This window comes from Acinetobacter sp. AOR12_HL, from assembly GCF_027855275.1.
Lineage (GTDB): Bacteria > Pseudomonadota > Gammaproteobacteria > Pseudomonadales > Moraxellaceae > Acinetobacter > Acinetobacter baumannii.
In genome coordinates, this window is record NZ_JAKTIJ010000010.1 from 144628 (window position 1) to 171384 (window position 26757).

Annotated in this window: 26 protein-coding genes and 1 riboswitch; of the genes, 9 read left to right on the forward strand and 17 right to left on the reverse strand. The window is 39.4% G+C overall.

The window, feature by feature from the left end; translation table 11 throughout:
• Positions 1-144: 144 nt before the first annotated feature.
• Positions 145-669 (forward strand): protein tyrosine phosphatase family protein, encoded by a 525-nt coding sequence (locus MKL36_RS03840; protein WP_000209133.1) that lies wholly within the window; start codon positions 145-147, stop codon positions 667-669.
• On the opposite strand, the gene ispF is transcribed toward MKL36_RS03840, so the two are convergent.
• On the reverse strand, positions 666-1148 hold the full coding sequence (gene ispF / locus MKL36_RS03845; RefSeq protein WP_000226509.1) for a 2-C-methyl-D-erythritol 2,4-cyclodiphosphate synthase: 483 nt from the start codon (positions 1146-1148) through the stop codon (positions 666-668). The genes MKL36_RS03840 and ispF overlap by 4 nt on opposite strands.
• Before the next feature lie 103 nt (positions 1149-1251).
• Here ispF and MKL36_RS03850 point away from each other — a divergent pair, with 103 nt between their 5' ends.
• A complete protein-coding gene (locus MKL36_RS03850) occupies positions 1252-1896 on the forward strand; it encodes an A1S_1983 family putative colistin resistance protein (protein WP_001139838.1) in 645 nt (214 codons plus the stop codon).
• 46 nt (positions 1897-1942) lie between these two features.
• Here the strand turns inward: MKL36_RS03850 and MKL36_RS03855 are convergent, their stop codons facing one another.
• On the reverse strand, positions 1943-3187 hold the full coding sequence (locus tag MKL36_RS03855) for a D-amino acid dehydrogenase (RefSeq protein WP_001120919.1): 1245 nt from the start codon (positions 3185-3187) through the stop codon (positions 1943-1945).
• Positions 3188-3364: 177 nt separating this feature from the next.
• Positions 3365-3452, reverse strand: a riboswitch (glycine riboswitch).
• Between the two features lie 145 nt (positions 3453-3597).
• Positions 3598-4089 carry a hypothetical protein gene (locus MKL36_RS03860; RefSeq protein ID WP_021511183.1) on the reverse strand — a complete coding sequence of 164 codons (492 nt, stop codon included), beginning with the start codon at positions 4087-4089 and terminating at the stop codon, positions 3598-3600.
• 311 nt (positions 4090-4400) lie between these two features.
• Here MKL36_RS03860 and MKL36_RS03865 point away from each other — a divergent pair, with 311 nt between their 5' ends.
• Both MKL36_RS03865 and MKL36_RS03870 read left to right on the forward strand, forming a co-directional pair.
• Positions 4401-4862, forward strand: coding sequence for a hypothetical protein (locus tag MKL36_RS03865; RefSeq protein WP_001081037.1), 462 nt, complete (start codon positions 4401-4403; stop codon positions 4860-4862).
• Positions 4863-5043: 181 nt separating this feature from the next.
• Positions 5044-5340 carry a hypothetical protein gene (locus MKL36_RS03870; protein WP_000701849.1) on the forward strand — a complete coding sequence of 99 codons (297 nt, stop codon included), beginning with the start codon at positions 5044-5046 and terminating at the stop codon, positions 5338-5340.
• A gap of 133 nt (positions 5341-5473) precedes the next feature.
• On the opposite strand, the gene fumC is transcribed toward MKL36_RS03870, so the two are convergent.
• On the reverse strand, positions 5474-6868 hold the full coding sequence (fumC, locus tag MKL36_RS03875) for a class II fumarate hydratase (RefSeq protein ID WP_001194768.1): 1395 nt from the start codon (positions 6866-6868) through the stop codon (positions 5474-5476).
• A 114-nt stretch (positions 6869-6982) separates the two neighbouring features.
• The gene (gene galE / locus MKL36_RS03880; protein WP_000604788.1) at positions 6983-7990 is read right to left on the reverse strand and encodes a UDP-glucose 4-epimerase GalE; all 1008 of its coding nucleotides are present in this window, start codon (positions 7988-7990) and stop codon (positions 6983-6985) included.
• Positions 7991-8055: 65 nt separating this feature from the next.
• On the opposite strand from galE, the gene tusD reads away from it, so the two are divergent.
• Genes tusD through MKL36_RS03900 form a run of 4 tightly spaced genes read left to right on the forward strand, consistent with a single transcriptional unit; the run spans position 8056 to position 9452 of the window.
• Positions 8056-8424: a sulfurtransferase complex subunit TusD gene (tusD, locus tag MKL36_RS03885; protein WP_000105718.1), complete on the forward strand. Its 369-nt coding sequence runs from the start codon at positions 8056-8058 to the stop codon at positions 8422-8424.
• A 44-nt stretch (positions 8425-8468) separates the two neighbouring features.
• Complete coding sequence (locus tag MKL36_RS03890) at positions 8469-8819, forward strand: hypothetical protein (protein ID WP_000859779.1); 351 nt, start codon at positions 8469-8471, stop codon at positions 8817-8819.
• 17 nt (positions 8820-8836) lie between these two features.
• The gene (locus MKL36_RS03895) at positions 8837-9121 is read left to right on the forward strand and encodes a hypothetical protein (protein ID WP_000194629.1); all 285 of its coding nucleotides are present in this window, start codon (positions 8837-8839) and stop codon (positions 9119-9121) included.
• Positions 9122-9140: 19 nt separating this feature from the next.
• Positions 9141-9452 (forward strand): TusE/DsrC/DsvC family sulfur relay protein, encoded by a 312-nt coding sequence (locus MKL36_RS03900; RefSeq protein WP_001047539.1) that lies wholly within the window; start codon positions 9141-9143, stop codon positions 9450-9452.
• A 4-nt stretch (positions 9453-9456) separates the two neighbouring features.
• On the opposite strand, the gene MKL36_RS03905 is transcribed toward MKL36_RS03900, so the two are convergent.
• Complete coding sequence (locus MKL36_RS03905; protein WP_005131500.1) at positions 9457-10320, reverse strand: DMT family transporter; 864 nt, start codon at positions 10318-10320, stop codon at positions 9457-9459.
• A gap of 122 nt (positions 10321-10442) precedes the next feature.
• Between MKL36_RS03905 and MKL36_RS03910 the strand changes: the two genes are divergently transcribed.
• On the forward strand, positions 10443-11846 hold the full coding sequence (locus tag MKL36_RS03910; protein WP_171251852.1) for an aminotransferase-like domain-containing protein: 1404 nt from the start codon (positions 10443-10445) through the stop codon (positions 11844-11846).
• Here the strand turns inward: MKL36_RS03910 and MKL36_RS03915 are convergent.
• The 11 genes from MKL36_RS03915 to nirB all read right to left on the reverse strand — a co-directional run bounded on the left by MKL36_RS03915 (position 11843) and on the right by nirB (position 26757).
• Positions 11843-12325, reverse strand: coding sequence for a winged helix-turn-helix transcriptional regulator (locus tag MKL36_RS03915; protein WP_000870671.1), 483 nt, complete (start codon positions 12323-12325; stop codon positions 11843-11845). The two genes, MKL36_RS03910 and MKL36_RS03915, sit on opposite strands and share 4 nt — an antisense overlap.
• Positions 12326-12533: 208 nt before the next feature.
• Positions 12534-13769, reverse strand: a complete 1236-nt coding sequence (locus MKL36_RS03920) for a molybdopterin molybdotransferase MoeA (protein WP_021511181.1) — start codon at positions 13767-13769, stop codon at positions 12534-12536.
• Positions 13769-14692, reverse strand: coding sequence for a bifunctional molybdenum cofactor biosynthesis protein MoaC/MoaB (gene moaCB, locus MKL36_RS03925; protein ID WP_000799977.1), 924 nt, complete (start codon positions 14690-14692; stop codon positions 13769-13771). The genes MKL36_RS03920 and moaCB overlap by 1 nt, the downstream gene beginning before the upstream one ends.
• Positions 14693-14715: 23 nt before the next feature.
• Positions 14716-15201 carry a molybdenum cofactor biosynthesis protein MoaE gene (locus MKL36_RS03930; RefSeq protein ID WP_021511180.1) on the reverse strand — a complete coding sequence of 162 codons (486 nt, stop codon included), beginning with the start codon at positions 15199-15201 and terminating at the stop codon, positions 14716-14718.
• Between the two features lie 3 nt (positions 15202-15204).
• Complete coding sequence (locus MKL36_RS03935) at positions 15205-15459, reverse strand: MoaD/ThiS family protein (protein WP_021511179.1); 255 nt, start codon at positions 15457-15459, stop codon at positions 15205-15207.
• The gene (moaA, locus tag MKL36_RS03940; RefSeq protein WP_085941333.1) at positions 15460-16500 is read right to left on the reverse strand and encodes a GTP 3',8-cyclase MoaA; all 1041 of its coding nucleotides are present in this window, start codon (positions 16498-16500) and stop codon (positions 15460-15462) included. It abuts the gene before it with no gap.
• A 226-nt stretch (positions 16501-16726) separates the two neighbouring features.
• The gene (locus MKL36_RS03945; RefSeq protein ID WP_021511178.1) at positions 16727-19000 is read right to left on the reverse strand and encodes a molybdopterin-dependent oxidoreductase; all 2274 of its coding nucleotides are present in this window, start codon (positions 18998-19000) and stop codon (positions 16727-16729) included.
• A gap of 150 nt (positions 19001-19150) precedes the next feature.
• The gene (mobA, locus tag MKL36_RS03950; RefSeq protein WP_001032653.1) at positions 19151-19780 is read right to left on the reverse strand and encodes a molybdenum cofactor guanylyltransferase; all 630 of its coding nucleotides are present in this window, start codon (positions 19778-19780) and stop codon (positions 19151-19153) included.
• Positions 19777-22557: a nitrate reductase gene (locus tag MKL36_RS03955; RefSeq protein WP_021511177.1), complete on the reverse strand. Its 2781-nt coding sequence runs from the start codon at positions 22555-22557 to the stop codon at positions 19777-19779. The genes mobA and MKL36_RS03955 overlap by 4 nt, the downstream gene beginning before the upstream one ends.
• A gap of 18 nt (positions 22558-22575) precedes the next feature.
• Positions 22576-24198, reverse strand: coding sequence for a nitrite reductase small subunit NirD (gene nirD / locus MKL36_RS03960; RefSeq protein WP_021511176.1), 1623 nt, complete (start codon positions 24196-24198; stop codon positions 22576-22578).
• 12 nt (positions 24199-24210) lie between these two features.
• Entirely contained in the window at positions 24211-26757 is a 2547-nt protein-coding gene (gene nirB / locus MKL36_RS03965; RefSeq protein WP_021511175.1) for a nitrite reductase large subunit NirB, read from the reverse strand.

The following is a 26757-nucleotide window of genomic DNA, read 5'->3' on the forward strand; positions in this document are numbered from 1 at the left end:
ATAAGATCCCTATTCCCTCATTTATTATTTTAAAAATTTTTATGATGTTGCCCAATATATAAACAGTCTATATTCCAACTGTCACACATAATCGTGTATAACATTCTACACAATAAGCCAAGCCTACTCGTGTAGAGTGCGATTATGACAACCCTTGAACAATCACTATCTGAAATCCCTGCATTTTCGATCATTCATGAACATTTATTTAGTTCAGCGCAACCTTCTATCGAACAACTTAGGCTCATTAAAGAGTATGGTTGTAGCACTGTTATAAATTTAGCTTTATCGAATTCACCAGATAGTATTAAAAATGAGGACCAGGTCTGTATTGAATATGGTTTAAATTATATTCATATTCCAATTGACTGGGAAACACCCTCTTCTGACCAATGCTTATTAGTTTTAGATTTGATTGACCATTTAGTGCAGAATGAAATTGTTTGGATACATTGTGCCAAAAATAAACGCGTAAGTTGTCTTATGTATGTCTACAGACAATTTTATATGAATATGGATATGCCAACCTGTCAGGATTTGCTTCATGAAATTTGGGAGCCAAATGAAACATGGACAGGACTCATTCATAGTATTACCTTACAGCTTCAAGGCCGTAAGGCTACCTTAGAACTTCAACAGTCTTTGCAACAAACCAATGATTTAGTTTAATGAGATATTAACACCGTCGCTGTTGCTAAAATTCCTTCTTGGCGACCAGTAAATCCAAGTTTTTCGGTTGTGGTCGCTTTGATACTAATTTGATTTAAATCTACATTTAAAACATCTGCAATGCTTTGACGCATTTCCAAATTGTATTTTGCTAATTTAGGACGCTCACAAGCTACCGTAATATCAGCATTATTTAAATGATAACCTCGGTCTAATATTAATTGATAAACATGTTTAAGTAGAACACGGCTATCCGCTCCTTTAAATTCTGGATCTGTATCCGGAAAATGCTGACCAATATCACCAAGTGCTAAAGCACCTAGTAAGGCATCACATAATGCATGTAACACGACATCGCCATCAGAATGTGCCTTCAAACCATGCGTATGCGGAATTTGAACGCCAGCTAAGGTTACGAATTTACCCTCTTCAAAGGCATGCACATCCATTCCTTGTCCAATACGAATTTGAGCAACCATATAAACTCTTCCCTTCTATTATAAAAGCTTAAGAAATCTTGTATTCAACCGTCGTGTTTCGCTATAGTACACTTAGCAAAGTAGACTGAAAGTATAAGCGATCATGCCGTCGAATACTGATATGAATCAATTGAAAAGATTAAGTTTTGTCGTGACATTGAGTTGTTTATGCTCATCGCTTGTTTTTGCAGAATCTATCGACTGCTCCAACTCAAAAGCAGAGCTAAAAATCTGTTCAAAAACCTTTAGCGAAGCACGAAAGCAGCTCAACAATAAATATCTTTCTGCATACTTGGTCACAGATGCCCCCCTGCAGCTTCTACAAGATACTCAAACATTGTGGCTTAGACAAACACAACAATGCAAAACCAATTCATGTATTCAACAACAGTTTGATGTACGTGGTGATGATTTAAATTTTTATGCTTCACTTAAACAAACCCTAACTCAGCATTATCTTAAATTTGAAAATGGACATATTGCATCTCAGCCCGTTCATTTACAAATACATCAACTTGCTAAAGATAAAATCAAAATTGAAGGTTTAGCTTACCGTAATCCGAATAACCGGAAAGAAACCCAAACGGTTTCACTTATGGCTTACAGCTCTCCTGAACAGAAAAGTGAAATTTTAGATAATGAACATAACTGTAAATATAAATTTGACTTTCAGAAAGCACTGCTCATCGTAAAAACCCAGCAAAAAGGTTGTGAGCGCTTCACAGGAATTTATCGCCTGTACGACTAGTGAATATAAAATAAAAAAGCCAGTGCATAGACACTGGCTTTTCTTTTTATGCTGGATACTTTTGTTGAATATCTTGACTCACCAAAACAGCTGTAGCTGCTGACAAAGTCCAGCCTAGATGACCATGCCCCGTATTATAGAAAACTCGAGACTGTTTAGACTGTTTCACAACTGGCAACATATTAGGCATCATTGGTCTTAAACCCGCCCAAGGCACAACATGCTCAGTTGAAATGTCAAAATTACGGTTTACCCAATTTACCAAAGGTTGAATACGGTCGGCTCGAATATCTCGATTATAACCATTAAACTCGGCCGTACCTGCTACACGTAAACGATCTGGTCCTAAACGAGACGTTACAATTTTAGCGCTCTCATCCAACAAACTCACCCACGGTGCATTTTTTATACTTTTTTCATCTTTTAATTGGACGGTAATTGAATAACCTTTGACCGGATAAACATTTACACGTTCACCAATCATATCAGCTAACTGATAACTTCCTACACCACCACACACCACCAAAACATCACCTTCTAATTGAAAGCTGTCTGTTTGGGAAAGATGCGGATGCTCAGCACTTGGCTGACAATTCAGTACCACTTTATCTGCATGACACTTAATATCAGTAACTTCCAAACCGAATTTGTACTGAACGCCATATTGTTTAGTCTTTTCAGCTAAAGAGGTTGAATATTTATGGATATCACCGGTTGCATCGCTTGGTGTGTAATAGCCACCAAAGTACTCACCCGTTAAAGAAGGTTCGATTGATTTCATTTCCTCAGGTGAAACCGAGTAACGTTCTAAAGTCCCTTTATTTAGGACATCATTAACTCGCTTGGCGATGTCATAATCATCCTTTGTATGGTACATATGAAGAATACCGCGTTTCTCCAAATCAAATTGAAGCTGCTCTTTTTCAGCTACGTCAAACAAGCGCTTACGCGCAAGCAATGCCAAGCGAACGGTTTCTATTGTATTGGCTTCATAATTTTTAATATGAGACAAAAACTCAACCAACCAACTATATTTATGTAGGCTAAAGGAAGGATTCAATAATAAAGGAGCATCTTTTTGCCTCATCCATTTAAAACCTTTTATAACGGTCGCTTTCTGGTTCCAGACTTCTGCATTACAAGCAGATAATTGCCCTCCATTTGCAAATGATGTTTCCATGGCTGGATAAAGATGGCGATCAATCACTGTGACTTGGTAACCTAATTGAGATAATTCATAGGCTGAAGTAACCCCTGTGATTCCTGCACCAATCACAATAACATGTGGCATAACAGACTCCTCTGAAATGCAAGAACATTTCATCAGTACAGCCCATCTGTCATTTGTACCTGAGAGTTTCGACCTAAATACTACCTTTTAGTATTTCGATCTTCCCCTTCGGTGAGTTTATGACTTATAAGTTTTTATTCTCCATGCTTATAAATCTTAAGCTGCTCTCCAGATTTTTTAATTATTACAGTCCTTTTGCCTGAGAGTTTCCGGGCCTGTTGCTCCTTCGGCGGGTTCTTAAGAACCTCTCTCCCGCAATAATTTTGTATTTATATAAGCAATGTATCTGCCACTTTTAAAAAAACGCATTCTTTTCTTGTAAACTTTTGTACAACCCACCAAAAAAACACGCAAATTTTTGATTTAATTATAAAAAAGGTGAATTATAAGAATTCACCTTTTGATATTCATTAGAGCTTTCCATTAAGCACTTGGTCCGAAACGGTACCTTTCCATTGCTCCCGCAAGGTTGGCAAATAAAATTTCTCGCCTATTGTGAACAGTTCAGCATCAATGAGTGCATGAATTTCGTGCATAAAAATATAATCCAATGCAACTAGAGAAAGTTGAGGATTTTTTTGTGCTACTTTTTTACGTTTCGCTTGAGCTTGTTTGATCAACTCGTTTGCAAAATTTTTATCTTTATAAGCGGTAATGGCATTTAAACGAAGCTCAATCACCCCCCAACCTGCCAATAACTTTTTGAAGATTTCAAAGTCTTTTGCGGTTGATTCCCAAGTTACATTTTCCAGATCATTATCTTCAGGTAAAACAGGTAATAATAAATCACCAGTACTTGGAAAAATCTTTTTAAGATTTAACAGAAATTTAACAGGCTGATCACTTGGGTAATCATTAAATTGCACATGTTGTTGAGTATCTGTTAAATAAATAGAGAGCATTCAAAAAATCCTTAACTAAGCGACTGTTTTTCATAATTAATTTAAAAACCGCAAGAACAAAAGCAATTAAAAAGTAATATAAAAACAGGATAAGGTGGGCATTTTAACAATTATGGCAGCTTATTCAACACCAAGTTGGTTTGATAAAGTTTAATAAGGAATAATTACAACCTAGAAACTTGCAAAATAAAACTTATACAACTTTGAAAATTAAAAATATGTATATATTAAATATATTATTTTTTAGTCCAATGTTAAATTTAGTGTTATAATACAGTGATTTACTCACTTTCATCTGGGCTTCCATAGAAATGAATAGATTACAATTAATTTTATTAGTTTTAAGTACTGCTACTTTTTCTCCTTTTGTATTTTCTGAAACAACTATCTCCCCAACCAAATATGAATTTTATGGACAAGAGTCAAAACGCCATAAGAGTATGCTTGAGGTAAATAATAGTTCAGATCATAAAATTAACGAATCACAACACAATCCTTTCCGCTCTGATTCAAACAAACAAAACGTAGATTTTTTTGAGATTGCAAAACACTACCAAGAAGAGCAACCACAAAACACTTATTCTCACTCTCCCGACCATACTGTAAATATGAGTGATCATGAACGAAGTCTCTATTACATTAGAAATCACGACAATATGGGCATTCAAAGAGATGTTCGTTATCAACAATATAGATCATTAAAACAACAATATGATAAAGGTGTCATTTCTCGTGATGAATATAAAAATAAAGTTTACAAAATCTCAAGATAAGCTTATCTATATTGAAGCCTTCTTTTAAAAAGGAGGCTTCTACAGTTAATTTTGATATAGATTGTTAAAAATATTTTAAATAACAAAGATTCATAGTAAACAAACAATAAAAAGTAAACAGTTTTAGCTTTTAAAACGCGCCACACTACTCAAATCTTCTCTACGAATAAAGGAGATAGCAATGAAGATTCGCGCTTCACGTACCTATTCAACTTATTCAAATAATTATTTTATTTCTAAAGAGTATGAATGCAGTGTTATTCCGGTAAAAGGAATGTGCTTTACTGATCTTGGTTTGACCGAAAATGGTGTGATTCAGCCAGTAGAAATTAATGAGGTCACTATAGATCCAGCATCTAATTCTTATCATATTCTTTTAGCTAAAGACTCACATGAATATACAAAAGAAGAATTAAAAAGAAAGTTTGAAGAGATGAAAGCTAATGGCTGGGAATATATAGAAGATCTATTGGTATAGCTCTTATTTTTAATAAATAACTTAGGGTAAATGAGTGGCCCTAACTTTAACATCTTAAGCACAATAGCCATCAGTAGTTAAGAGTTTGTAAAATCGCTACAAAATATACTGCTGATGGCTATTGTTAGATCACTTATTTACTATTTGGCGAAACCATTTTTTCAGGTTTAACCACTTCATCAAATTGCTCTGCTGTAACAAGTCCTAGCTCTACAGCAACTTGTTTTAAAGTTTTATTCTCTTTATAAGCAGTTTTCGCCACTTTTGCAGAGTTTTCATAACCAATAACCGGATTTAATGCCGTAACTAACATAAGAGAATTATGCAAGAAGTGATCAATTTTCTCACGATTTGGCTCAATCCCTACTGCACAGTGATCATTAAAACTATTACATGCATCACCAAGCAACTGAATAGATTGCAGTAAGTTATAAGCAATTACTGGCATAAATACATTGAGCTCGAAGTTACCAGAAGCACCAGCGACATTAATAGTGGTATCGTTGCCAAGCACTTGGGCAACAACCATGGTCATGGCTTCACTTTGAGTCGGGTTCACTTTACCTGGCATAATACTTGAACCAGGTTCATTTTCAGGAATACGGATTTCGCCGAAGCCACAACGTGGGCCACTTGCTAACCAACGAATATCATTGGCAATCTTGTTCAAGCTTACCGCTAGAGTTTTTAATGCGCCTGATGCAAAAACAGCAGCATCACGTCCTGCAAGTGCTTCAAATTTATTAGGAGCGGTAACAAATGGCAAACCCGTTAAAGCTGCAAGCTGAGCTGCTGCCTTAACAGCATAGTCAGGATGAGCATTTAACCCAGTTCCTACCGCTGTGCCACCTAATGGTAACTCATACAGACCACTTAAAGCTTGCTGTAAACGTACTAAACCATGCTCGAGCTGAGAAACATAACCGCTAAACTCTTGGCCAAGTGTCAGTGGCGTCGCGTCTTGTAAATGGGTACGGCCAATTTTAACAATATCTTGAAATTCGTCTGACTTTTTTTGCAAAGTCGCTTTAAGCTGTTCTACGGCTGGAATCAGTAATTCATTAATTTGCAAACTTGCCGCAACATGAATAGCCGTTGGGAATGAGTCATTAGTAGATTGTGCGCGGTTAACATGATCGTTCGGATGTACCGGCTTTTGTGCTCCGAGCGCTTGGCCTAGCTTTTGATTTGCAATATTTGCAATCACTTCATTACAGTTCATGTTACTTTGCGTACCTGAACCTGTTTGCCAAACCACGAGTGGAAACTGAGAGTCCCATTTCCCTGCAATCACTTCCTCAGCTGCCCCCACAATATATTGGCTCAAATCTTGTGGTAACTGGCCTAACTCTGCATTGGTTATTGCCGCTGCTTTTTTTACCAAGCCCATCGCTCGAATCATGGCACGGGGTAAACGCTCCTGCCCGATTTTAAAGTTCTGTAAGCTACGTTGGGTTTGTGCACCCCACAGCGCTTCATTCGGAACTTCAATCTCACCCATTGTGTCATGTTCAATTCGTGTTTGCATAGAAACCTCGGTTATCTGGTTAAAGAACTCACGGGCTGAAGCAATTTATGCTTTGGCTAGTTAATTTTAGTATCGTACTCAAGCATTCCATTATTGTAAATAAGAATCATTATCTTATCTTCCATTTAATGTATTTTGATAAAATCTCCATTCATCTTCAATCATTTGTTTTAAAGTTCGCTTAGGTGCCCATTGTAATAAAGTTTTTGCTTTTCCTATATTTGCACCAATCTGTGCTAACTCTTCATGCTTATAAATCGCAGATTGTGTCGGAATTTCGGCTTGGGTAACCTGTGAAATTTCATCTAATAATTGACGAATCGAATGCACTTGCTCATGAGCAATATTAAAAGCTTCACAGCAATGGCTTTGATCACGTAACCAATGTAAAGTTGAGCTTACTGCCTCACATACATCTAATACATGTAAAAAGCTACGTTCTACGGTATGGTCCTCGGTAGAAGACTGATCCTGTAACTCAATTAAATCACGTTGCATCGCTGCAACTTGCATGGCAAGCGGTACAATATTTTTAGGGAGCTGTGCTACATACTCGCCTAATACGCCATGCTCAAAAGCACCTACAATATTTGATAGACGTAAAATTGCAATTTTCCATTCATGATCAATTTTGTAAGTATCACGGATGATTTCTTCAATCATCTGTTGCGACTTAATATAAGGGTTAGGATAAGCATAGTTAAAATCATCTGTTTCGCTTAACTGTGAACCAGATTTTCCATAGACTGCCAAACTAGATAAATGAATAAAATGACGGACGCCTGTACGTTGCATTGCACGCAATAGGCTCATGATACAACTGACATTATCATTATAATATTCAAGCGGTTTTAAATTAGACTCTTCAATAGATTTAAAACCAGCCGTATGAATGACTGCATCAATTGAGTACTGTTCAAATACTTTGTTCAATGCAGGCGTGTTACGTACATCAAGTTTAACAAACGGAACGTACATACCAGAGATGTATTCTAACCGCTCAAGCGTTTGCAAGGTCGAGTTAGCCAAATTATCGACAAGAACCACTTCTTGGCCTTGAGCCATGAGACTCAATGCAATATGTGAACCGATAAAGCCTAAACCACCTGTCACTAAAATCATTGTATACTTACCTTTCTCTTAATGTATCTACGCCCATTTAGACGTATGACCATAGTGAATTCTCAATGAGTACATTACTACTAATAACCTCTGCTCCTACTTCGATCCATGCTTGGCATGCGCTGGGCCTAGCTCAGGCACTCAAAAGTAAAAATGAAGACTTTCGTGTATTCTTTTACCAAGATGGCGTTCAAGTTGCGAATGATTTTCAGTGGGTTCCTGACGACCAGCGTAATTTAACGCATGAATGGCAAAAGCTCGCGATCAGACTTCCTGTTTGCGTTAGCGCTGCTCTTGCACGCGGGATTACCGATGCAGAAAATGCGAGTCGCCATCAACTTAGTCATCACAACCTAGCGAACAACTTTGAGTTAGTTGGTCTAGGTGAACTTGCTGATGCAGTACAGTCAGCCTCTCGTCTTCTTCAATTTTAAGTTACTTTGTTAACTTAGATTGTTGCTTTTAAAAGGTATATTGTGTGAAAACTGTACTCGTTATTTTGACCCAAGCCAATCTAACCAGCCTACAAGTCAATGAAAGCCTCGCCGCTACTATGGTTTTAGCAACCTTTGGCTCACCAGTCAAAGTATTATTAAAAGATGCGGCTCTTAGTCTTTTACAAAATGAACGTAACTTCGACCAATTGCAGCATGCTTTTAAAATTGCTTCAAATATGGTGGATAGCTTTGAGTTTTATGACTTAAGTCCAATCCTTGTTGAAGCCAAAAACAAACAGCATCCATTTGTTCAAAACAGCGAGCAGGAACTAGAATTTGTTCAGTTAGATACTGAACTCATCCAGTCTTTCGATCATGTCTTATATTGGTAGATAAAGGTGTAATTTTAATGACGCAATCAACTCTTTATCTTGTGCAAGCTTCTTATCACCATACTCCTCGCATTATTGAAGAACTTGCAAAGCTATTTCATAAAGATGATCAAATTGTTTTTATGGGTGACTCAACTGCTCAACTTTCGGTAAATATTTGTCAGCAGTTTGGCTCAGTTTCTTGTTTGTCTCATGAAAAAGATTTAATTGATGCAGAAACCTTGGCTCAGGTTAAAGTATTGAACTATGATCAGTTTGCGGATCTGGTTTTACAATTTAATCGATGCATTTCTTTGAAATAATATAGTTAGGCTCATTTTTATGAATTTAGAATTAGATCAAGATGGTCATTTAGTCGACTATACGATTTGGAATCCCGAAGTAGCACAGGAACTCGCCAAATCTCTCGATCTTGAATTAACAGATTGGCATTTTGAAGTTTTAGCTGCGGTTCGCCAATTTTATCAGCAATTTGGGCATTCTCCTGCAACACGTCCTTTGATTAAGTTTTTAATGAAAACCGTCAGTCCAGATATTAATAATGCTGTTTTACAGCAAAAATTTAATACCGGTTTAGTTGCTCGCCATCTCAGTCGCTTGGCAGGTATTCCTAAACCGGCAAATTGTTTATAGATTTTTATGCGAATTTTTTAGCGGCAGCGACACATAAAATTGTTACTGCCGTTACCATTAACATCGACCAACTTACATGTTCATGTAATAAAAGTGCGGCAATCGCAAGTCCCATTAAAGGCTGTAAAAGCTGTAGCTGGCTAATTGCAGCAATACCACCTTGTGCAAGCCCTTTGTACCAAAAAAAGAACCCGATGAGCATACTAAATAAAGATACGTAAACCAGCCCTGCTACCGCTGATGGAGATACATCTTGAAAGGAAACGGGCATATAAAAAAGAGTAGCAAGCAGCATAATCGGTAAAGCTAAAATAAGCGCCCAACAGATCACCTGCCATCCACCTATTTTTTTCGAAAGTACTCCGCCTTCGGCATAGCCAAATCCACACAAAATAATTGCAATAAGCATGTATAAATCGCCGATGCCAAAAGAAGCTTCACCCGATAAGAAAAACATATAGGTAAAAACAACCAGACTGCCTAAAATTGCAAATATCCAAAAAAATAAATTTGGTTTTTCTCCACCTCTCACTACTGCAAATATGGCTGTAGCTAATGGCAGAAGACTAACAAAGACAATCGAGTGGGCTGCGTTCATATACTGTAGAGCAAGCGCAGTAAATAAGGGAAACCCAACTACAACGCCTAAAGCCACAATAGCGAGTGGCCACCAATCTTGTTTAGCAGGCTTTTTTTCCTTAAGCAAAAAGATAAGAATTAAACCCAAAACTCCTGCAATGACAGCTCTTGCTGCTGTTAGAAAACCAGGCTCAAAACCTGTTACCGCAATACGGGTAGCCGGTAATGAACCGGCAAAAATTGCCACCCCAATAAAACCATTCACCCAACCGTTCATAAACTTTTGCATATTATTCTCCGCAACTATACGAAGAATTTAAGCTGTGATATGGTGTCAAAACCAGATACAAAGCAGTACAATTTTAAAAAACTGTTATGTATAAACAAACAGTACAGTTAGAGATAATTAGTGTGAACCAGACCAAAACAAAAATCGAGTTTGTTATTTCACAGATTGAACAACAAATTAAGAATCGTTCTTTAACTCCAGGAACTCGACTTCCCTCTATACGTAAATTAGCCAAAGATTTAGGTTTTTCTGTTTCTACTATTGTCGAAGCTTATGAGCGATTAATTGCCCTAGGTAAAATTGAATCACGTAGTGGTTCCGGCTTTTATGTAGTAGCACCCCTTGCACCTTTAGCCTTAAGTGAATTAGGACCCAAATTAGATCGCTCTATAGATCCGTTATGGATTTCACGTCAGTCTTTAGAAGCAGAACCTAATGCGTTTAAACCCGGTTGTGGTTGGTTACCAAATGATTGGATGCCACTTGAAAGTATCCGCAAAGCATTAAGGTCAGCCACACGTAGCGAAGACGATAGTTTATTGGGTTATTCTTCACCGTTGGGGCTGCCCGCATTAAGAGATCTACTGGCTAGACGGGCACAAAGTAAAGGTATAGAGGCAAACCTTAATCAAGTTCTTCTAACCGATTCAGGCACTCAAGCTATTGATCTGGTTTGTCGTTTTTTACTTAAACCAGATGATGTGGTTCTAATTGATGACCCTTGCTACTTTAACTTTCATGCTCTACTTAAAGTTCATCAAGTTAAAGTTGTTGGTATTCCCTACACTCCAAATGGCCCGGACTTAGAGGCATTTAAAGAAGCTATCGAGAGCTATAACCCTCGGCTTTATATTACAAATTCCGGAATACACAACCCAACTGGTGCAACACTCTCACTCTCGACAGCTCATCAATTATTAAAATTAATTGATCAGTCTAATTTAATTGTGATTGAAGACGATATCTTCTCAGATTTTGAATATACTCCCGCTCCACGACTTGCAGCCCTAGACAACCTTTCACGCGTGATTTTTATTGGAAGTTTTTCTAAAACGCTCTCTGCTTCTATTCGCTGCGGCTATATTGTTGCGAAACCAGAATGGATTGATCAGATTGCCGATTTAAAAATAGCCACCAGTTTTTCTCACAATGGACTCTCAGCCAAGATTTTACACACAGCTTTAACCGATGGTTCATATCGTAAGCATCTAGATTTATTAAAAGTTCGTTTAGCTCAAGCCATGCAAGAAACAATCGCGAAGCTTAAATCGATTGGGATAGAACCGTGGATTGAGCCCAAGGCCGGAATTTTTGTGTGGTGTCGTCTACCGGAAGGTGTAGATGCAGCGAAGATTGCTCAGTTTTGCCTGAATCGGCAAGTGATTCTCGCCCCGGGTAATGCCTTTAGCCAAGCACAATCGGCAGGTCAATTTATCCGTTTTAATATTACACAATCAAATCATGATTATATTTATAAGACTCTTGCAGAAGCGCTTCTACAAGAGTCATTAGAGAAACAAGTTTAAGCCTGTTTTTGCTTTTGTTCCATATAAGCAAAATAGCCCGGCCCAGCAGAAACCTGAACTTGTTTTGCATGTAATGGTTCACGACATACTGAACACACCATAACAGGTTCAAATTTATGTCCACATGCTTTGTGACGATATTCCAAAGGTTTACCTAAACCTTGGTCCATCCATTTATCTGCCCAGTTCGCCATAGATAAGATAATTGGATAAAGCTCAAAGCCTTTATCCGTGAGACGATATTCAAAGCGTTCCTGACGGTCAAAATAAGGCGCTTTCACTAAAATTTCGTATTCAACCAACCGTTTTAAGCGATCAGAAAGGACATGACGAGTGACACCTAATGATTTTTGAAAGTCATCAAAACGACGAATTCCCATAAAAGCATTACGTAATATTAGCATCGTCCATCGATCACCAATCACTGATAGCATACGGGCAACAGAACAAGGCTGATCACCGATGTCATCCCATTTCATCTTTATGCTTTCCTCAATATAAAACTGGCCTACTTGCCTTATTATTTATACCCTAAACCACTTAATATGTTATATGCAATATTCAGCTTAGAAATAAGTTTTTAGTATATTTATAAAGGTTATTTTTTAAAATAACAGTCACTAAAAATAGTTATAAAATATAATTAATCCATCAGTATGGATTAATTATATACAGCTTATTTATAAGTTAATTTGAAATAAAGAGTCCCTTTAGCACAGTTCCTGATGCTAGTTTTGTATTCGCAGGAATACGGACTAAACTATTGGCTTGCATAAGGTTACTCAGCATATGAGACTGCTGCTTGGCCAAACTTTTTACTTTAAGTTGCCCTGTATCAAAGTAAGCATACATTCGTAAAAATCGCTCACGTGCATCTTCTTTTAAATCATGCTCTAAAATTGCGGTAAACCATTCTGGTCCCTGTCTATTGCCCTGCAAGGCATCAAGCAAAGATTTACCATAAACTTGCATTGCGACATATACCGCAGCAGGATTGCCCGGTAAGCCTAACAAATAACAGGAATGGTGGGTTTGTGAATTATGGTATTCGGCAAAGAATAAAGGTTTACCCGGTTTTTGTTTAACTTTCCAAAAGATTTGTTCAAAACCAACTTCGAAAGCACAGGGCCGAACAAAGTCGTAGTCTCCTACCGAAACTCCGCCAGTCGTTATAACAACATCATGGCTGTCTTTTAGTTGGTTAAAGTAATGGGTGACCTGATCTGCTTCATCTGCCACATGAATGAGTTCGATATCTAAACCATAATCTTCAAACCAAGCTTTTAGTAATGGACCATTTGCATCAAAGACTTTTCCATCGATTAAATCTTCTGCCGTTTGAGCAACTTCATCACCCGTGATCAAAACAGCGACTTTCGGTGCACGATAGACTTCAAGGGTTTGCACACCTGCCATACTTAAAGCAGCCAAGCTTCCAATATTTAGAAACTGTCCTACTTGAGCAAGTAACTGCCCTTGCTGGATTTCTTCTCCGGTAAAGCGGATATCGGCTTGAGGGCGTATATGTTCCGTTAAATAAATTTCTTGAGCCGAAATAACCGATACGATTTCTTGCCGTGCTACATGCGTTGCCCCTTCAGGAATTTTGCCGCCCGTAAATATACGAATTGCCTGACCTTCACCGAGTATGTCGTGACTCTCACTTCCGGCACGAATCTCACCTGTGACTTGGAACTTTTGATTATTTAAATCTTCTGCATGGCTACAAAGTGCATAACCGTCTACCGCACTTTGAGAAAAACTTGGTAAATTAATTTCAGAGTAAATATCTTTGGCAAGATAACTACTTAGGCTATTTGTTAGAGTCTTTTGAATAGAGCTTAAGTTTTTAGGCTTATTAATAACTAAATCTAGCGCTTCATCTATACTGATTAATCCACGCTCAGCACCACAACCTGACATTATTCATAGCCTCCTGGATGTGGTAAATCACGGCAAACATCAAAAATATGGACTAATGCGGGTAAAATAGCGGCCATTGATTCGCTTGCTCCACCACGGCTTCCCGGTAATGTCACTACTAACGAACGGTCAATAAACCCGGCTACTCCGCGTGACATAGCAGCGTATGGCGTGCGTTTTTGTCCAAATGAGCGAGCAGCTTCCATTAAGCCATCTAATTTACGTTCTAAAAGAGGCTCTAGCGTATCAACTGTAATGTCACGCTTACCAATTCCTGTCCCACCCACGGTCATAATACAAGCATACGATTTGGTGAGTTCTAGAACCAATTCTTTGAGATCATCTGCTTCATCAGGCAAAATTTGGTAATGGATCGGATCAAACCCAGCTTCAGTTAAAGTTTCAACTACAGATTTTCCGGCCGTATCCGGCTTTCTACCCGCTGCTACGGTATCTGACAATACAATAACCGCAGCCGAAACAGGCTGACGCAATACCCGTTTAAAATGGGATTTTCCGCCTTTTTTCTTAAGTAATTTACATTGATCCATCCAGAGTTCTTCTGGTTCACAATGAGGCTTTAACATATCGTAAATAGTTAAGCCTGCAAGGCTTGCCGCCGTCAAAGCTTCCATTTCTACACCAGTTGGTCCAATGGTCTCAACGGCAGCAATAATTTTTACAAAGTCATGTTCCAATTCATATTCTACATCTGCCCGATAAATCGGTAGCGGATGACATAGTGGAATCAGCTCATCAGTTCGTTTTGCTGCCAAAATTCCTGCAACACGTGCTGTTTTTAATGCATCACCTTTTTCCGTGTTTCCTTGTCTTAATAGTTCAATACAGTGCGGTGGTGCATATAAAATCGCTTGTGCTTCAGCAACACGATAACTTTCCGGCTTCATTCCTACGTTTTTCATTATTTATCCTAGTATTACATATTTCAGTGTGAGTGCTCATGGCCGGCATGATGATGGTGTTTGTGGTCGTGCGGTGTATCCTTACGAATACAACAGCCCTCTACATAATGACTTGTGCCATCTGTAAAAAACTCTTCTTTAAAGACAGGTACTTCATGCTTTACCCGTTCGACCGCTTCCTCACATGCCTGAAAAGCTTCACGGCGATGGGCTGCATAAGCAATTGCAATGATTGCTGTTTCGCCCACATCTAAATATCCAATCCGATGAACCACTCGCACATAAGATACCTGATACTTTTTCTCAATTTCTAGTTCAATTTCACGTATCATTTTTTCTGCAAGCGGTTTATACGATGTATATTTCAGCGCCTTTACCGCTTTACCTTCGTGGTGATTACGAACCGTACCCATAAAAATATCGATACCGCCACATTCAGGAAAAGACTGAATCGGATCAAAAGTATCCAAGCTTAAAGCCTGCTCTTGTATTCTTGCGAACTCTTTCATGACTCATCCTCCGGCAACGGGTGATAATAAAACCAAAGTACATGGCTCACTTAAGACAGTTTGTCTGGTTATGACATTATCACCAATCGCACATGCACATTTTTCCATGGCTTTTGTAGATTCCGGATACAATAAAACAATTTCATCTAATACATCTTTAACCAGACTATGGCTAGGACAAACTAGCAAAAGATTTTCAGGAAGCAATTTTTCAATTGCACCAAATGCTTCGACTTTAATTTGGATAGATTGTTGCATTTATCCCCCAAGCATATGCATGCTGATTTTACGGGTTTGTTGATGTTGTAAGGCATGGAAACCTTTGGCTTTATGCCAGATATAAGGATGAACCAGATTCTTTAAATTTTGGATATACACACCATATTCCGGAGTATGTTGTTTGCTTACCAGCGTTTGAAGCTGAGGCTTAATATTTAAGCCTTGCGGCGCAAATAAACAGTTATATAGTTCGCCTTTTGCGGTAAGCCGTATACGGTCACATTGGTGGCAAAATGAATGCGTAATTGTGGAAATAATTCCTAAATGATAGCTACCGTTAATTAGATATTGACGCGCTGGCTCATGTTGCTGCTCGATGACTTGTACCGAATAATACGGTTGCAATACCTGTAAAATTTCAGCCTCACTTACCACATCTTTATTTGACCAAAGTGCATCACCATCAAGCGGCATAAACTCGATAAAACGCAAAGGAATATGATGAGCAATTGACCATTTCACCATAGGTAAGATTTGATCATCATTTCTATCTTTCATTAACACGCAGTTAATTTTAAAAGGTAATCCTACTTCTTTTGCAGCTTGTATCCCCTCTAAAACAGGCTCCAATTTTTTCTTGGTCAACTCTTTAAACTGAACAGGATCTAAACTATCTAAACTAATGTTTAAATCATCTAATCCAGCGTCTTTTAGCTGCTTGGCATGTTTAGCAAGGTAATGACCATTGGTAGTCATCGATATACGTTTTAAACCTAAACTTTTTAAAGACTGTAGATCTCGAATGAAATGAACAATACCTTGACGCATTAATGGTTCACCACCCGTAATGCGAATACTTTCGATACCTTGCTGCACCATAAAATGACAAAATTGAAAGAGCGCTTCAAAACTAAGCAAATCTTGTTTATTTAACCATTCTGGATGCTCAGGCATGCAATATACACACTTAAAATTACAGCGATCAGTTACAGAAATTCGTAACTTACGCTTGATACGCCCATATTGATCTTGCAGAAGGCTTGGCGCAGTTTCAGAGTGATATTGTTTCATCATTTGCACTCATATCGAGAACAGTTCAAATATTGCGAGCACCGATTATGAACAATCAAATAGAAAAAATTGCGCCTAAATAGTGCTTTGCTTTTTATGCAAAATTTGTTCCAGCTCTACTTATCTTCCATAATATTTAACTTTTTATCGGTTTTTCACCGCGCCTTCTCAAGAACAATTTAAAAATAAATCTCGAGTTAGCGCGGTAAAATGTATGTTTTACTTGATTCTATTTCTAACACTTTTCTAAACGGATGGGTACATATTTATGGTACGGCGTTTTCGACAATGGATCACAATGTTCAGCAGAAATAAGTAAGTTTAATTGTGGTCCAATCGGTTCTCCATTTTGAAATCGCATACCATAGCCGTGTGGAAGTGATACTACACCTCTTCTCATCCCATCATCCAACTCAATAGCTACCTGAATTTCTCCATGCGCTGAGATACATTTAAGCTGCCCTCCTGCATCTACATTTAAGTGTCTTGCATCTTCAGGATGAATACGCAGTGCACCTTCTGCATCTACTTTTCGCCAAGCAGGGTCACGGTAAATTTGGTTGGCATTGTAACTACGGCGTTCACCTGACAAAAGGATGAAAGGAAACTCTTCAACATTAACGTTATGGCTTTTCAATCTTGCGAGTTCACTTAACATCTCGGGAATTACAAGACGTATTTTCTTATCTTTATAAGCTACCAGTTTCCAGACTTCGTCATATTCATGTTGCGATAAAACCATACCTGAACGTTGCTTTAATATCTGCTCAAATAGTTTGACACCTTGTGTTAACGGATTACCTTTATAACCTGCACGGCGTACTGCTTTGGTATGTAATACAGCATATTGAATAGATAGCGGCAATAAAAAAGCAACTGAATCTGCAGAATTGCCAAGTCGTTTGCCAAGAGTTCGATAAATGATAGAGGCAGCAAAAGGGATATATTTTTTATGGCGTGCCAAGGTAAGTCCTAGCGCCGACAAGTAGGGTAAGTAGGCGGTTTTTTTCGAGTCGACCGCAGCTATTTTTTCTAGAATTGGAAAATTCTTCGGAATAGCATTCATAGCTTCCAGTAATCGAGTATAAATTTCGGCTTCCGGTAAAGTGTTTGCTTGAGCAGCCAATACGGGATGACGCAGGTGAAAACCATTCTTAGGAAATTCCAAGTTAAAACCAGTAAATTCCCATTTTTCAAACTGAGTATGAGCAGGCAAAATATAGTCGGCGAGTCTCGCGGTTTCTGTCATCGCAACATCAACTACCACCAGCAAATCTAAGGCTTTAAAGGCTTCCTCAAAGGCAGGTGTATCAGGGTAAGTTAATAATGGATTACAACTATCTACAAACACAGCACGAATTCGCTTTTCCCCTGCTTTTAGGATTTCATCGGGTAAAATATTAGGTGGGAAAAACCCGGAAATCGGGAACATTTTATGATAAACGCTACGTCGATATTTTGGTTTTCTTTCATCCGTATCGGTCAAAATTGGAATAAACATGGTATGCAAATTATTGGTACCCTGTTTTCCAAAGTTCCCTGTCAGTAAGTATAAAAGCTTTTCTAAATAACCATTTAATGTTGTATTCAAAGTATGTTGAATACCTAAATCGATACGTACACAGCCTCTTTTTGCCTTTGAAAAATCTCGAACAACTTGATAAATCAAATCGACAGGTACATCAGCTTTAGCAATATAGTCTTCAATCGGGACATGATTAAATGCAGCTTTTACTTCTTCAAACCCATGTGTATGCTGCTCAATAAACGCTGCATCATAAAGCTTTTCTTTAATAATGATTGCAATCATGGCCGACATTAAAAAAGCATCTGTTCCTGGTTTTAGCTGCAAGTGAATGTCTGCTTGTTTTGCCGTTTCGGTAACACGCGGGTCGAACACCACCATGGTTCGGTTCGGATCTTTCTTAATATGTTTTAGCGTGTCTCGTGCGTTGGGAATACCATGTGCCTGAAACGGGTTCGTTCCAATAAAAAGTACGTAATCTGCATGTTCAACATCTTCTGTAGTATGGCAAGCCTGACTACCGAACAGACGTCCATTGAGCCAGAAATCACCTGTTTTTTCTTGGGCAAGTGAGTTATATGCATAATAACTTTTCATAGCCAATAAAAGTTGTCGGCCATAAGCTGCACCGAGGTGGTTACCCTGTCCACCGCCCCCAACCGAAGCAAAAGCAGTGCCACCAAATTTATCTCTAATCTGAACCAATTGATTGGCAATTTCTTGTATCGCCACATCCCAACTAATTTCTTGAAACGAGCCATCTGGCTGGCGTTTTAAAGGTGCGGTCAAACGGTCTGCATGTTTCTGATAATGCTGTAATCTTGCGGCTTTTTGGCAAATGTAACCTTGAGAAAATGGATGCTCAGGATTACCTTTAATTTTGACAAACTGGTTATCTTTAATTTCTACGCTCAAACCGCAGTTTCTTGAACATAAAATACATGCGGTCACATCTGTTTTACTTTGCTGAGCTGCGTCCATCATTTTTCTGGCTCCGTTTATTTTTATACATCTGGCTAGAATGAAAATAACAAGTTCCAAAATAGAACTTAAATTCTAAACAGTCAATAACTCAAAATTTAAAAAATGATTTCAGATTATCAATGTAAATTTTAAATCGATATGATTGAAGTTCTAATTTGTCGAAAAAATCTCTTTAAATGCTTTAATTTGTTTGTATTGTTGAAGTTCATCTAAAGAATTAATGCTATGGAAAAATAAGTTCTGCTTTTGAAAAATGGCTACTTGTGCATGTAAAAGTTTAAAGCAATTTTTTAAACTCAATTGTTGCTTATCAATTTGCTGCTCTAAAACCTCTAGACTTTCACGTTTTAACAAACAAAATGGGTATAAAGCATCTCCGTTAATTGAAACGTAAGCTGCCTGAGCCTGTTTATTTTTGCGAAGTGCACTGTGTAATTTCGCAACGACTTGCGTGGGTATGTAGGTCACATCACAAGGAATAAACAAAACATAATCTGCCTTTACATGTGACCATGCACTTTTCATCCCCATAAGCGGGCCGAAAAAACCGGAAGCATCATCTTGAAAACATTTAATATCAGGCACAATACTTTGATAGATTGAATAGTCTCGATGACTATTCACCCAAATTTCAGATACTGAAGATTTTAGCTTTTGATGAATCTTAAGAAGTTGCGTATCGCCATCGAATTGCTGCAACAGCTTATTTAAACCATTCATACGGCGGGCTTGTCCACCCGCCAGAATGACCAGATCAGTTATGGGATATCCCTTATTCACACTTCTACCTCTTGCTGGCAAGCTTTAATTAAGCCACGGATTTCAGGTAAACATGATCCACAATTGCCACCAGCTTTTAAACAAGCAGTGACCTGTTTTTCATGGGTAATGTTTTGTGTTTTTATTGCTTCGATAATTTTATTCTTACCTACTTTAAAACAACTACACACCAAAGGCCCATCATTATTGGTAGCCGACATTGGCATACCTGCTAGTAAAGCTTTACGGTGCAAGGCGCTCAAACGTTCTCGTTTAAACAGACTTGCTACCCAGTCACGGTCTGGCAATAAATCTGGCGGTGCAATATATAGACTTGCAATTACAATGCCATCTTTCAAAATAACGCTATGGCTCAGCTGTGAAGAAATATCTTCTATGCTTAACCATTCAAAGGTTTCATCGGCAAATGGCAAAAAGCTTTTCAGATTCTTTTGAGTATCATGAAAAGTTTGACGGTCTGCAAGTTCATAGCGATTGGTTTTCACCATTTTGACTTTAGTCCACCATGCACAGTGATGTAGCGATTCTTGAATGTGCGAATCGTATCCTTCACGAATATAGAGCACGCCTTGCCAAGTGGTATAGAACGGTTGAATAGTTACAGGCGTATGTTTGAACTCGGGCTCACCTGAAATTGCATCAACTTCCGGATTCACGACTTTACCAATACGGGCGTCGGATGCGACCTGTTCAGTCCAGTGAATCGGTGCAAAAATTTGCCCACGACGGACACCTGATGAGAATGTCACGCGTAGTACACAACTGCCCCATTTCGAACGAACTTCTACCAAGCCTTGATCACGCACGCCAAACTTCAATGCATCACTCGGATGAATCTCACAGAATGGTTCAGCACGATGACTGGTTAAATTTGGCGACAAACCAGTACGGGTCATGGTATGCCATTGATCACGAATACGCCCCGTATTCAAAATGAGCGGATAATCTTCTGAAATTGCATGTACCGGATTAATTGCAACAGTAGCAATCAATTTTGCCTTAGCATTTTTATGGCTAAACTGTCCTTTCCCAAACAGTTGTTGAACGGCTTTAGCGTCTTGTTTTTTATCCCATACTGGCCATTGCACTGGTTGTAGAGCGTCATACTCAGCAGTACTTAGGTTCATTAAACCTTTTAAGTTGAAATAACGGAACGTATCAGTTTGCTCACGTGCTTCAATGTCCGCATTATCTTGTGCTGACAAAGCAGCATGTTCATTGAAGATATCAACAGCATTATTAAAGTCAAAACCTTTAAAGCCTAATTTTTTCGCAACTTGACTCATTGCCCACCAATCCGCTTTTGCTTCACCCGGCGCAGGTAAAAAAGCACGTTGACGTGAAATACGACGCTCAGAGTTAGTAACGGTTCCATCTTTTTCACCCCAACCTAAAGCTGGAAGCAAAATATCGGCGTAAGCCGTAGTATCGGTATCGGCACAGATATCTGACACCACAACTAATTCGCATTTCTCTAAAGCACGTTTCACCTGATCGGCATCTGGTAAACTTACCACCGGATTGGTTGCCATAATCCAGATGGCTTTAATTTTTCCAGCTTCAACAGCACGGAACAAATCAACTGCTTTTAAGCCTGCTTGAGTTGCAATAAATGGGCTGTCCCAAAAGGTTTGCACTACTTTTTGGTGCAAGGGATTATCTAAATCCATATGGGCAGCCAACATATTAGCTAAGCCACCCACTTCTCGACCACCCATAGCATTGGGCTGGCCTGTCATTGAAAATGGTGCAGCACCGAGCTTTCCAATTTTACCTGTTAGTAAGTGGCAATTAATAATGCTGTTGGCCTTATTCACACCCTGACTTGATTGGTTCACACCCATTGAAAATAGCGTGATTACCTTTTCAGTCTGCGCAAATTTCTTAAAGAACTGTTGCATCTTATCGAGTGCAATTCCTGTACGCTTTGCCACATATTCCACATTAGCTTCTGGCTCGCTGCTTGCCAAAACCTCTTGCAAACCTTCAGTATAGGCATCCACAAAGGCCTGATCGGCATGACCATTTTGATATAGATATTGGAATAGTCCGTTAAACAATGCGACATCTTGGCCCGGTAAAATCGGTAAATGTAAATCCGCTTGCTCACAAGTACTGGTAAAACGTGGGTCAATCACCACAACAAACATATCTGGATTGTGGCTTTTAGCCTGCATAATCCGCTGATACAGCACAGGATGGCACCATGCGGTATTGGAACCAACCAAAACCACCATATCTGCATGTTCAAAATCTTCATAACTTGCAGGCACAATATCTTCACCGAAACTACGTTTGTGACCTGCCACTGCAGATGACATGCAAAGGCGTGAGTTGGTATCGATATTTGCAGTGCCCAAATAGCCTTTTACAAACTTGTTCACCACATAATAGTCTTCAGTCAAAAGCTGACCTGAAACATAAAATGCAATGCTGTCACGACCATATTGATCGATACAAGACTGGAATTTATCGGCAATTTTATTGATTGCTGCATCCCATGTGGTTACAGTCCGAAGTGGCTTACGACCAAACATCGGTTGAAGTAGACGTGTTTCTAACCCCAAAGTATCCGCAAGTCGGCTACCTTTAATGCATAAGCGCCCAAAGTTGGAAGGATGCTCAGCATCCCCCTCAACTTGCACCACAGGTCCTTGAGGTTTTTGTTGAACGTTTACACTAACACCACAACCTACACCGCAATATGGACATGTTGTTTTAGTTGTTTTTGCAACATGGTCGGAGCTATCGATTTCAACGCTTGGAATACTATTCATAACTGCTCCTTTCCCTATTTAGCCTGCATTTTTTAATGCAAAATCTCGACCAAATAGCAGCTTATTTCTAAATGAAGAAACAGGAGTTTGATCTGCAATTAACTCTGCATACCACATGCCATCTTCAGTATCTCCAAACAATACTGCACCGATTACCCGATCGTTTTGAATGATAATACGCTTATAAATCTGGCGTTTTTCATCGTTTAAAATAATGTCTTCATAATCATCTTTCGGTTCAAAATTGCCTGCCGAGAATACATCGACACCACTGACTTTTAACTGAGTCGGTACGGTCGGTGCTTTAAAAGTTAAGCTGCCGTGCTCTGCTAAATGGGTCGCGCAAATAAAAGCTTGGCCCCACAGTGGTTCAACCAAACCGAAAGTTTGACCACGGTGTTCGATACACTCACCCACGGCATAAATACTTGGGTCAAATGTTTGCATGGTGTCATTCACCAATACACCACGGTTACAACGTAATCCTGCACTTTGCGCCAAAGCAATATTCGGACGGATACCTACAGCAAATACCACAAGGTCAGCATCTAACACTGTGCCATCTTTCAAACGGATTTGTTTGACATGACCGTTTTCATCACCGATTAACGCTTCGGTATTGGCTTCGGTAATGATTTGAATGCCTTTTTGCTCAATGCTATGACGAAGTAATTGACTCGCACGCCCATCAAGTTGACGTTCCATAATACGGTCCATCAAATGCAATACCGTGACATTCATACCACGTTGCTTTAAACCATAGGCAGCTTCTAAACCCAGCAAACCGCCACCAATCACGACTGCATTAGTTTTTGAACCACAGTATTCAATCATGGTGTTAACGTCATAAATATCGCGGAAAGTTAACACCCCTTTTAGGTCAACACCTTGAACTGGTGGAATAAATGGTGCCGAGCCTGTTGCCAGAATCAAACGGTCATAATCAACTGTCTGGCCTTTTTCGGTGTAAACCACTTTACGCGGACGATCAATTTTTACGGCTTTATCACCAGCAATAAATTTAATGCCTTTATCGTCGTACCACTTCGGTGGATGCAACATAATGTCTTCAATGGTTTTCTCACCCGATAAAACCGGAGACAACATAATACGGTTATAGTTACCCCATGTTTCTTCACCAATCACCGTAACTTCATAACGGTCTGGTGCCATATCAAGCAAATCTTCCAGACAACGCATCCCTGCCAAACCATTCCCGATCAGCAACAGTCTAAGTTTGTCTTGTGATACACCTGTATTGGTAATATAAGTTTTTTGCGGCACCGCATTGACCCAAACACGACCATCAACAATTTTGCTCGGATAAACCGCCAATTTTTGGTCTTTATCTTCTAAACAACGGCCCGTAGCTAAACTGAAATGTTGTTTATAAATTGGTGATGCAACGACGCGTTCGCCTTGTAAATCACCAATAATCCCGCGGCTCATCACATTCGCTTGGCTAAACGGATCTTTATTGCTCAGTACATAAACACGTTTTTCATGCCCCACACGGAAGATTGCAACCGCTTGACCGCCCACTAGCGCTCCTGCACCCGTGTTTGGGGTTAAATCATCGAGGGCACAAACGTCAATCCATTGATCATCAGGAAGCATATTTTTGTCTTGTACAATATTCATATAAGTTCTCCTTTATGCTTCAACCATTGGAATGCGGTCTTCTGAACGTTCAGCTTCAGTTAATGGGCGGATTTGACCACGTTCAGTTGTAAATTGAATGTGCGGATCGGCCTGTTCATTTGCCCCTGCATTGATATAAGTCTGGAAGCGTTTACGAACTTCTGGGTTTTCGACAGCTGTACGCCACTCGTCTTGATATGTACCAATAATGTGTTCCATACGGCGCTCAAGCTCGGCAGCTAAACCAAGAGAGTCATCAACGATCACAGATTTAAGGTAGTCTAGACCGCCTTCCATGTTGTCACGCCATACACTGGTACGTTGTAAACGGTCTGCCGTTTGAATGTAGAACATAAAGAAACGGTCGATATAACGAATGAGTGTTTCTTTATCGAGGTCAGATGCGAGTAATTCTGCATGACGTGGTTTCATACCACCGTTACCACATACATAAAGGTTCCAACCCTTTTCAGTGGCAATCACGCCTACATCTTTACCTTGCGCTTCCGCACACTCACGTGTACAGCCAGACACTGCCATTTTCAATTTATGCGGTGAACGCAAACCTTTGTAGCGGTTTTCAAGTTCAATCGCCAAACCAACCGAGTTATCTACCCCGTAACGGCACCAAGTGCTACCTACACAAGATTTCACTGTACGCAACGACTTACCATAGGCATGACCAGACTCAAAGCCCGCAGCATTTAACTCTTCCCAAATAAATGGAAGCTCATGAACTTGCGCACCAAACATATCAACACGTTGACCACCAGTAATTTTGGTGTATAAGTTATATTTCTTCGCAATTTGGCCAATCGTAATTAAGCCATCCGGAGTGACTTCCCCACCTGCCATACGCGGTACAATGGAGTAAGAGCCATCTTTTTGAATGTTACCCAAGTAGTAATCGTTACTGTCTTGTAGGCCTGCATGACTTGGCTTAAGTACGAAATCATTCCAGCAAGATGCCAAAATATTTGCTGCCGCCGGTTTACAAATATCACAACCTAAACCATGACCATGTTGATGAATTAAATCATCAAATGTCTTGATTTCATTGACACGAACCAAGTGATACAACTCTTGACGCGAGTACGGGAAGTGTTCGCAAATGTGATTGTTAACAGTCACACCTTGACGTTGTAACTCTGACTTCAATACTTGAGTCACTAAGGGTGCACAACCACCACATGCTGTTGCTGCTTTGGTGCATTTCTTTAATGCACCTAAAGAAGTCGAACCATCGCTAATTGCTTGGCAGATGTCTGCTTTTGATACGTTGTTACATGAACAAATAGTCGCACTGTCTGGCAGTAAATCGACTCCGCTACCACCAGATTTTGCTGCTGATTGCTCAAAACCCGGCATGATTAAACTTTCAGGCACTTCCGGTAAAGCCAGACCATTCAACATCATTTGTAAAAGGTCGTTGTATTCTTTGGCATCACCCACTAAAACCGCGCCAAGCAATTTGGTTTTGTCGGCATTTACAACAATCTTTTTATAAACCAGTGCATGTTCATCTGCATAGAAATAGCTTAATGCACCTGGGGTCATAGCATGTGCATCACCAACAGAAGCAACATCAACGCCCATCAACTTCAACTTGGTGCTCATGTCTGCGCCAGCGAAGCAATGACACTCTTCATCTAAAATGTGTTTTGCTGCAATACGCGCCATGTCATAGCCCGGTGCAACCAAGCCATAAATTTTATTTTGCCAAAGCGCACATTCACCAATGGCATAAATGTTTTGATCTGATGTTTGGCAATAATCATTAATTACAATACCGCCACGCTCACCAATCGCAAGTCCGCTATTACGCGCTAATTCATCCCGTGGGCGGATCCCCGCAGAGAATAAGATCACATCAGTTTCGAGTTCACTACCGTCGGCAAACTTCATCACATGAGTGGTATTTACCCCAGACTCAATAGACTGAGTCGCTTTTTGTGTATGGACTTTTACACCTAAATCTTCAATTTTACGGCGTAAAACCTTGCCCCCTAAGTCATCAATTTGAACTGCCATCAAACGTGGTGCAAACTCAACAACGTGTGTTTCTAAATCTAAATCACGTAATGCTTTGGCTGCCTCAAGTCCAAGTAAACCACCGCCAATTACTACGCCTGTTTTAGCCTTTAAACTTGCTGCACGAATGGCATCTAGATCTTCAATGGTACGGTAAACAAAACAGTTCTCGCGGTCATTACCCGGAATTGGCGGAACAAATGCATATGAACCGGTCGCCAGCACCAACTTGTCATAGCTAATCACATCACCATGATTGGTTGTTACGGTTTGTACAGCTGTATCAATCGCCACTGCTTTAGTATTTAAACGCAGGTCAATGCCATACGCATCGGCAAAATCAAAACGTGCTAAAGATAAATCTTTTGCCGATTTCCCTGAGAAGTATTCAGTCAAATGTACGCGGTCATATGCGATACGAGGTTCTTCTGCAAGAATCGTGATTTCCAATTCATCATCTGCTTTTTCTAAAATGGCTTCGATGAATTTGTGGCCCACCATACCATGACCAATCATTACCAATTTCAT

Excerpts from the sequence above, each read along its gene's own strand:
- MKL36_RS03840 (WP_000209133.1), top strand. The coding sequence starts at position 145 with ATGACAACCCTTGAACAATCACTATCTGAAATCCCTGCATTTTCGATC.
- ispF (WP_000226509.1), bottom strand. The coding sequence starts at position 1,148 with ATGGTTGCTCAAATTCGTATTGGACAAGGAATGGATGTGCATGCCTTT.
- MKL36_RS03850 (WP_001139838.1), top strand. The coding sequence starts at position 1,252 with ATGCCGTCGAATACTGATATGAATCAATTGAAAAGATTAAGTTTTGTC.
- MKL36_RS03855 (WP_001120919.1), bottom strand. The coding sequence starts at position 3,187 with ATGCCACATGTTATTGTGATTGGTGCAGGAATCACAGGGGTTACTTCA.
- MKL36_RS03860 (WP_021511183.1), bottom strand. The coding sequence starts at position 4,089 with ATGCTCTCTATTTATTTAACAGATACTCAACAACATGTGCAATTTAAT.
- MKL36_RS03865 (WP_001081037.1), top strand. The coding sequence starts at position 4,401 with ATGAATAGATTACAATTAATTTTATTAGTTTTAAGTACTGCTACTTTT.
- MKL36_RS03870 (WP_000701849.1), top strand. The coding sequence starts at position 5,044 with ATGAAGATTCGCGCTTCACGTACCTATTCAACTTATTCAAATAATTAT.
- fumC (WP_001194768.1), bottom strand. The coding sequence starts at position 6,868 with ATGCAAACACGAATTGAACATGACACAATGGGTGAGATTGAAGTTCCG.
- galE (WP_000604788.1), bottom strand. The coding sequence starts at position 7,990 with ATGATTTTAGTGACAGGTGGTTTAGGCTTTATCGGTTCACATATTGCA.
- tusD (WP_000105718.1), top strand. The coding sequence starts at position 8,056 with ATGAGTACATTACTACTAATAACCTCTGCTCCTACTTCGATCCATGCT.
- MKL36_RS03895 (WP_000194629.1), top strand. The coding sequence starts at position 8,837 with ATGACGCAATCAACTCTTTATCTTGTGCAAGCTTCTTATCACCATACT.
- MKL36_RS03900 (WP_001047539.1), top strand. The coding sequence starts at position 9,141 with ATGAATTTAGAATTAGATCAAGATGGTCATTTAGTCGACTATACGATT.
- MKL36_RS03905 (WP_005131500.1), bottom strand. The coding sequence starts at position 10,320 with ATGCAAAAGTTTATGAACGGTTGGGTGAATGGTTTTATTGGGGTGGCA.
- MKL36_RS03915 (WP_000870671.1), bottom strand. The coding sequence starts at position 12,325 with ATGAAATGGGATGACATCGGTGATCAGCCTTGTTCTGTTGCCCGTATG.
- MKL36_RS03920 (WP_021511181.1), bottom strand. The coding sequence starts at position 13,769 with ATGTCAGGTTGTGGTGCTGAGCGTGGATTAATCAGTATAGATGAAGCG.
- moaCB (WP_000799977.1), bottom strand. The coding sequence starts at position 14,692 with ATGAAAAACGTAGGAATGAAGCCGGAAAGTTATCGTGTTGCTGAAGCA.
- MKL36_RS03930 (WP_021511180.1), bottom strand. The coding sequence starts at position 15,201 with ATGAAAGAGTTCGCAAGAATACAAGAGCAGGCTTTAAGCTTGGATACT.
- MKL36_RS03935 (WP_021511179.1), bottom strand. The coding sequence starts at position 15,459 with ATGCAACAATCTATCCAAATTAAAGTCGAAGCATTTGGTGCAATTGAA.
- MKL36_RS03945 (WP_021511178.1), bottom strand. The coding sequence starts at position 19,000 with ATGATGGACGCAGCTCAGCAAAGTAAAACAGATGTGACCGCATGTATT.
- MKL36_RS03955 (WP_021511177.1), bottom strand. The coding sequence starts at position 22,557 with ATGAATAGTATTCCAAGCGTTGAAATCGATAGCTCCGACCATGTTGCA.
- nirD (WP_021511176.1), bottom strand. The coding sequence starts at position 24,198 with ATGAATATTGTACAAGACAAAAATATGCTTCCTGATGATCAATGGATT.
- nirB (WP_021511175.1), bottom strand. The coding sequence starts at position 26,757 with ATGAAATTGGTAATGATTGGTCATGGTATGGTGGGCCACAAATTCATC.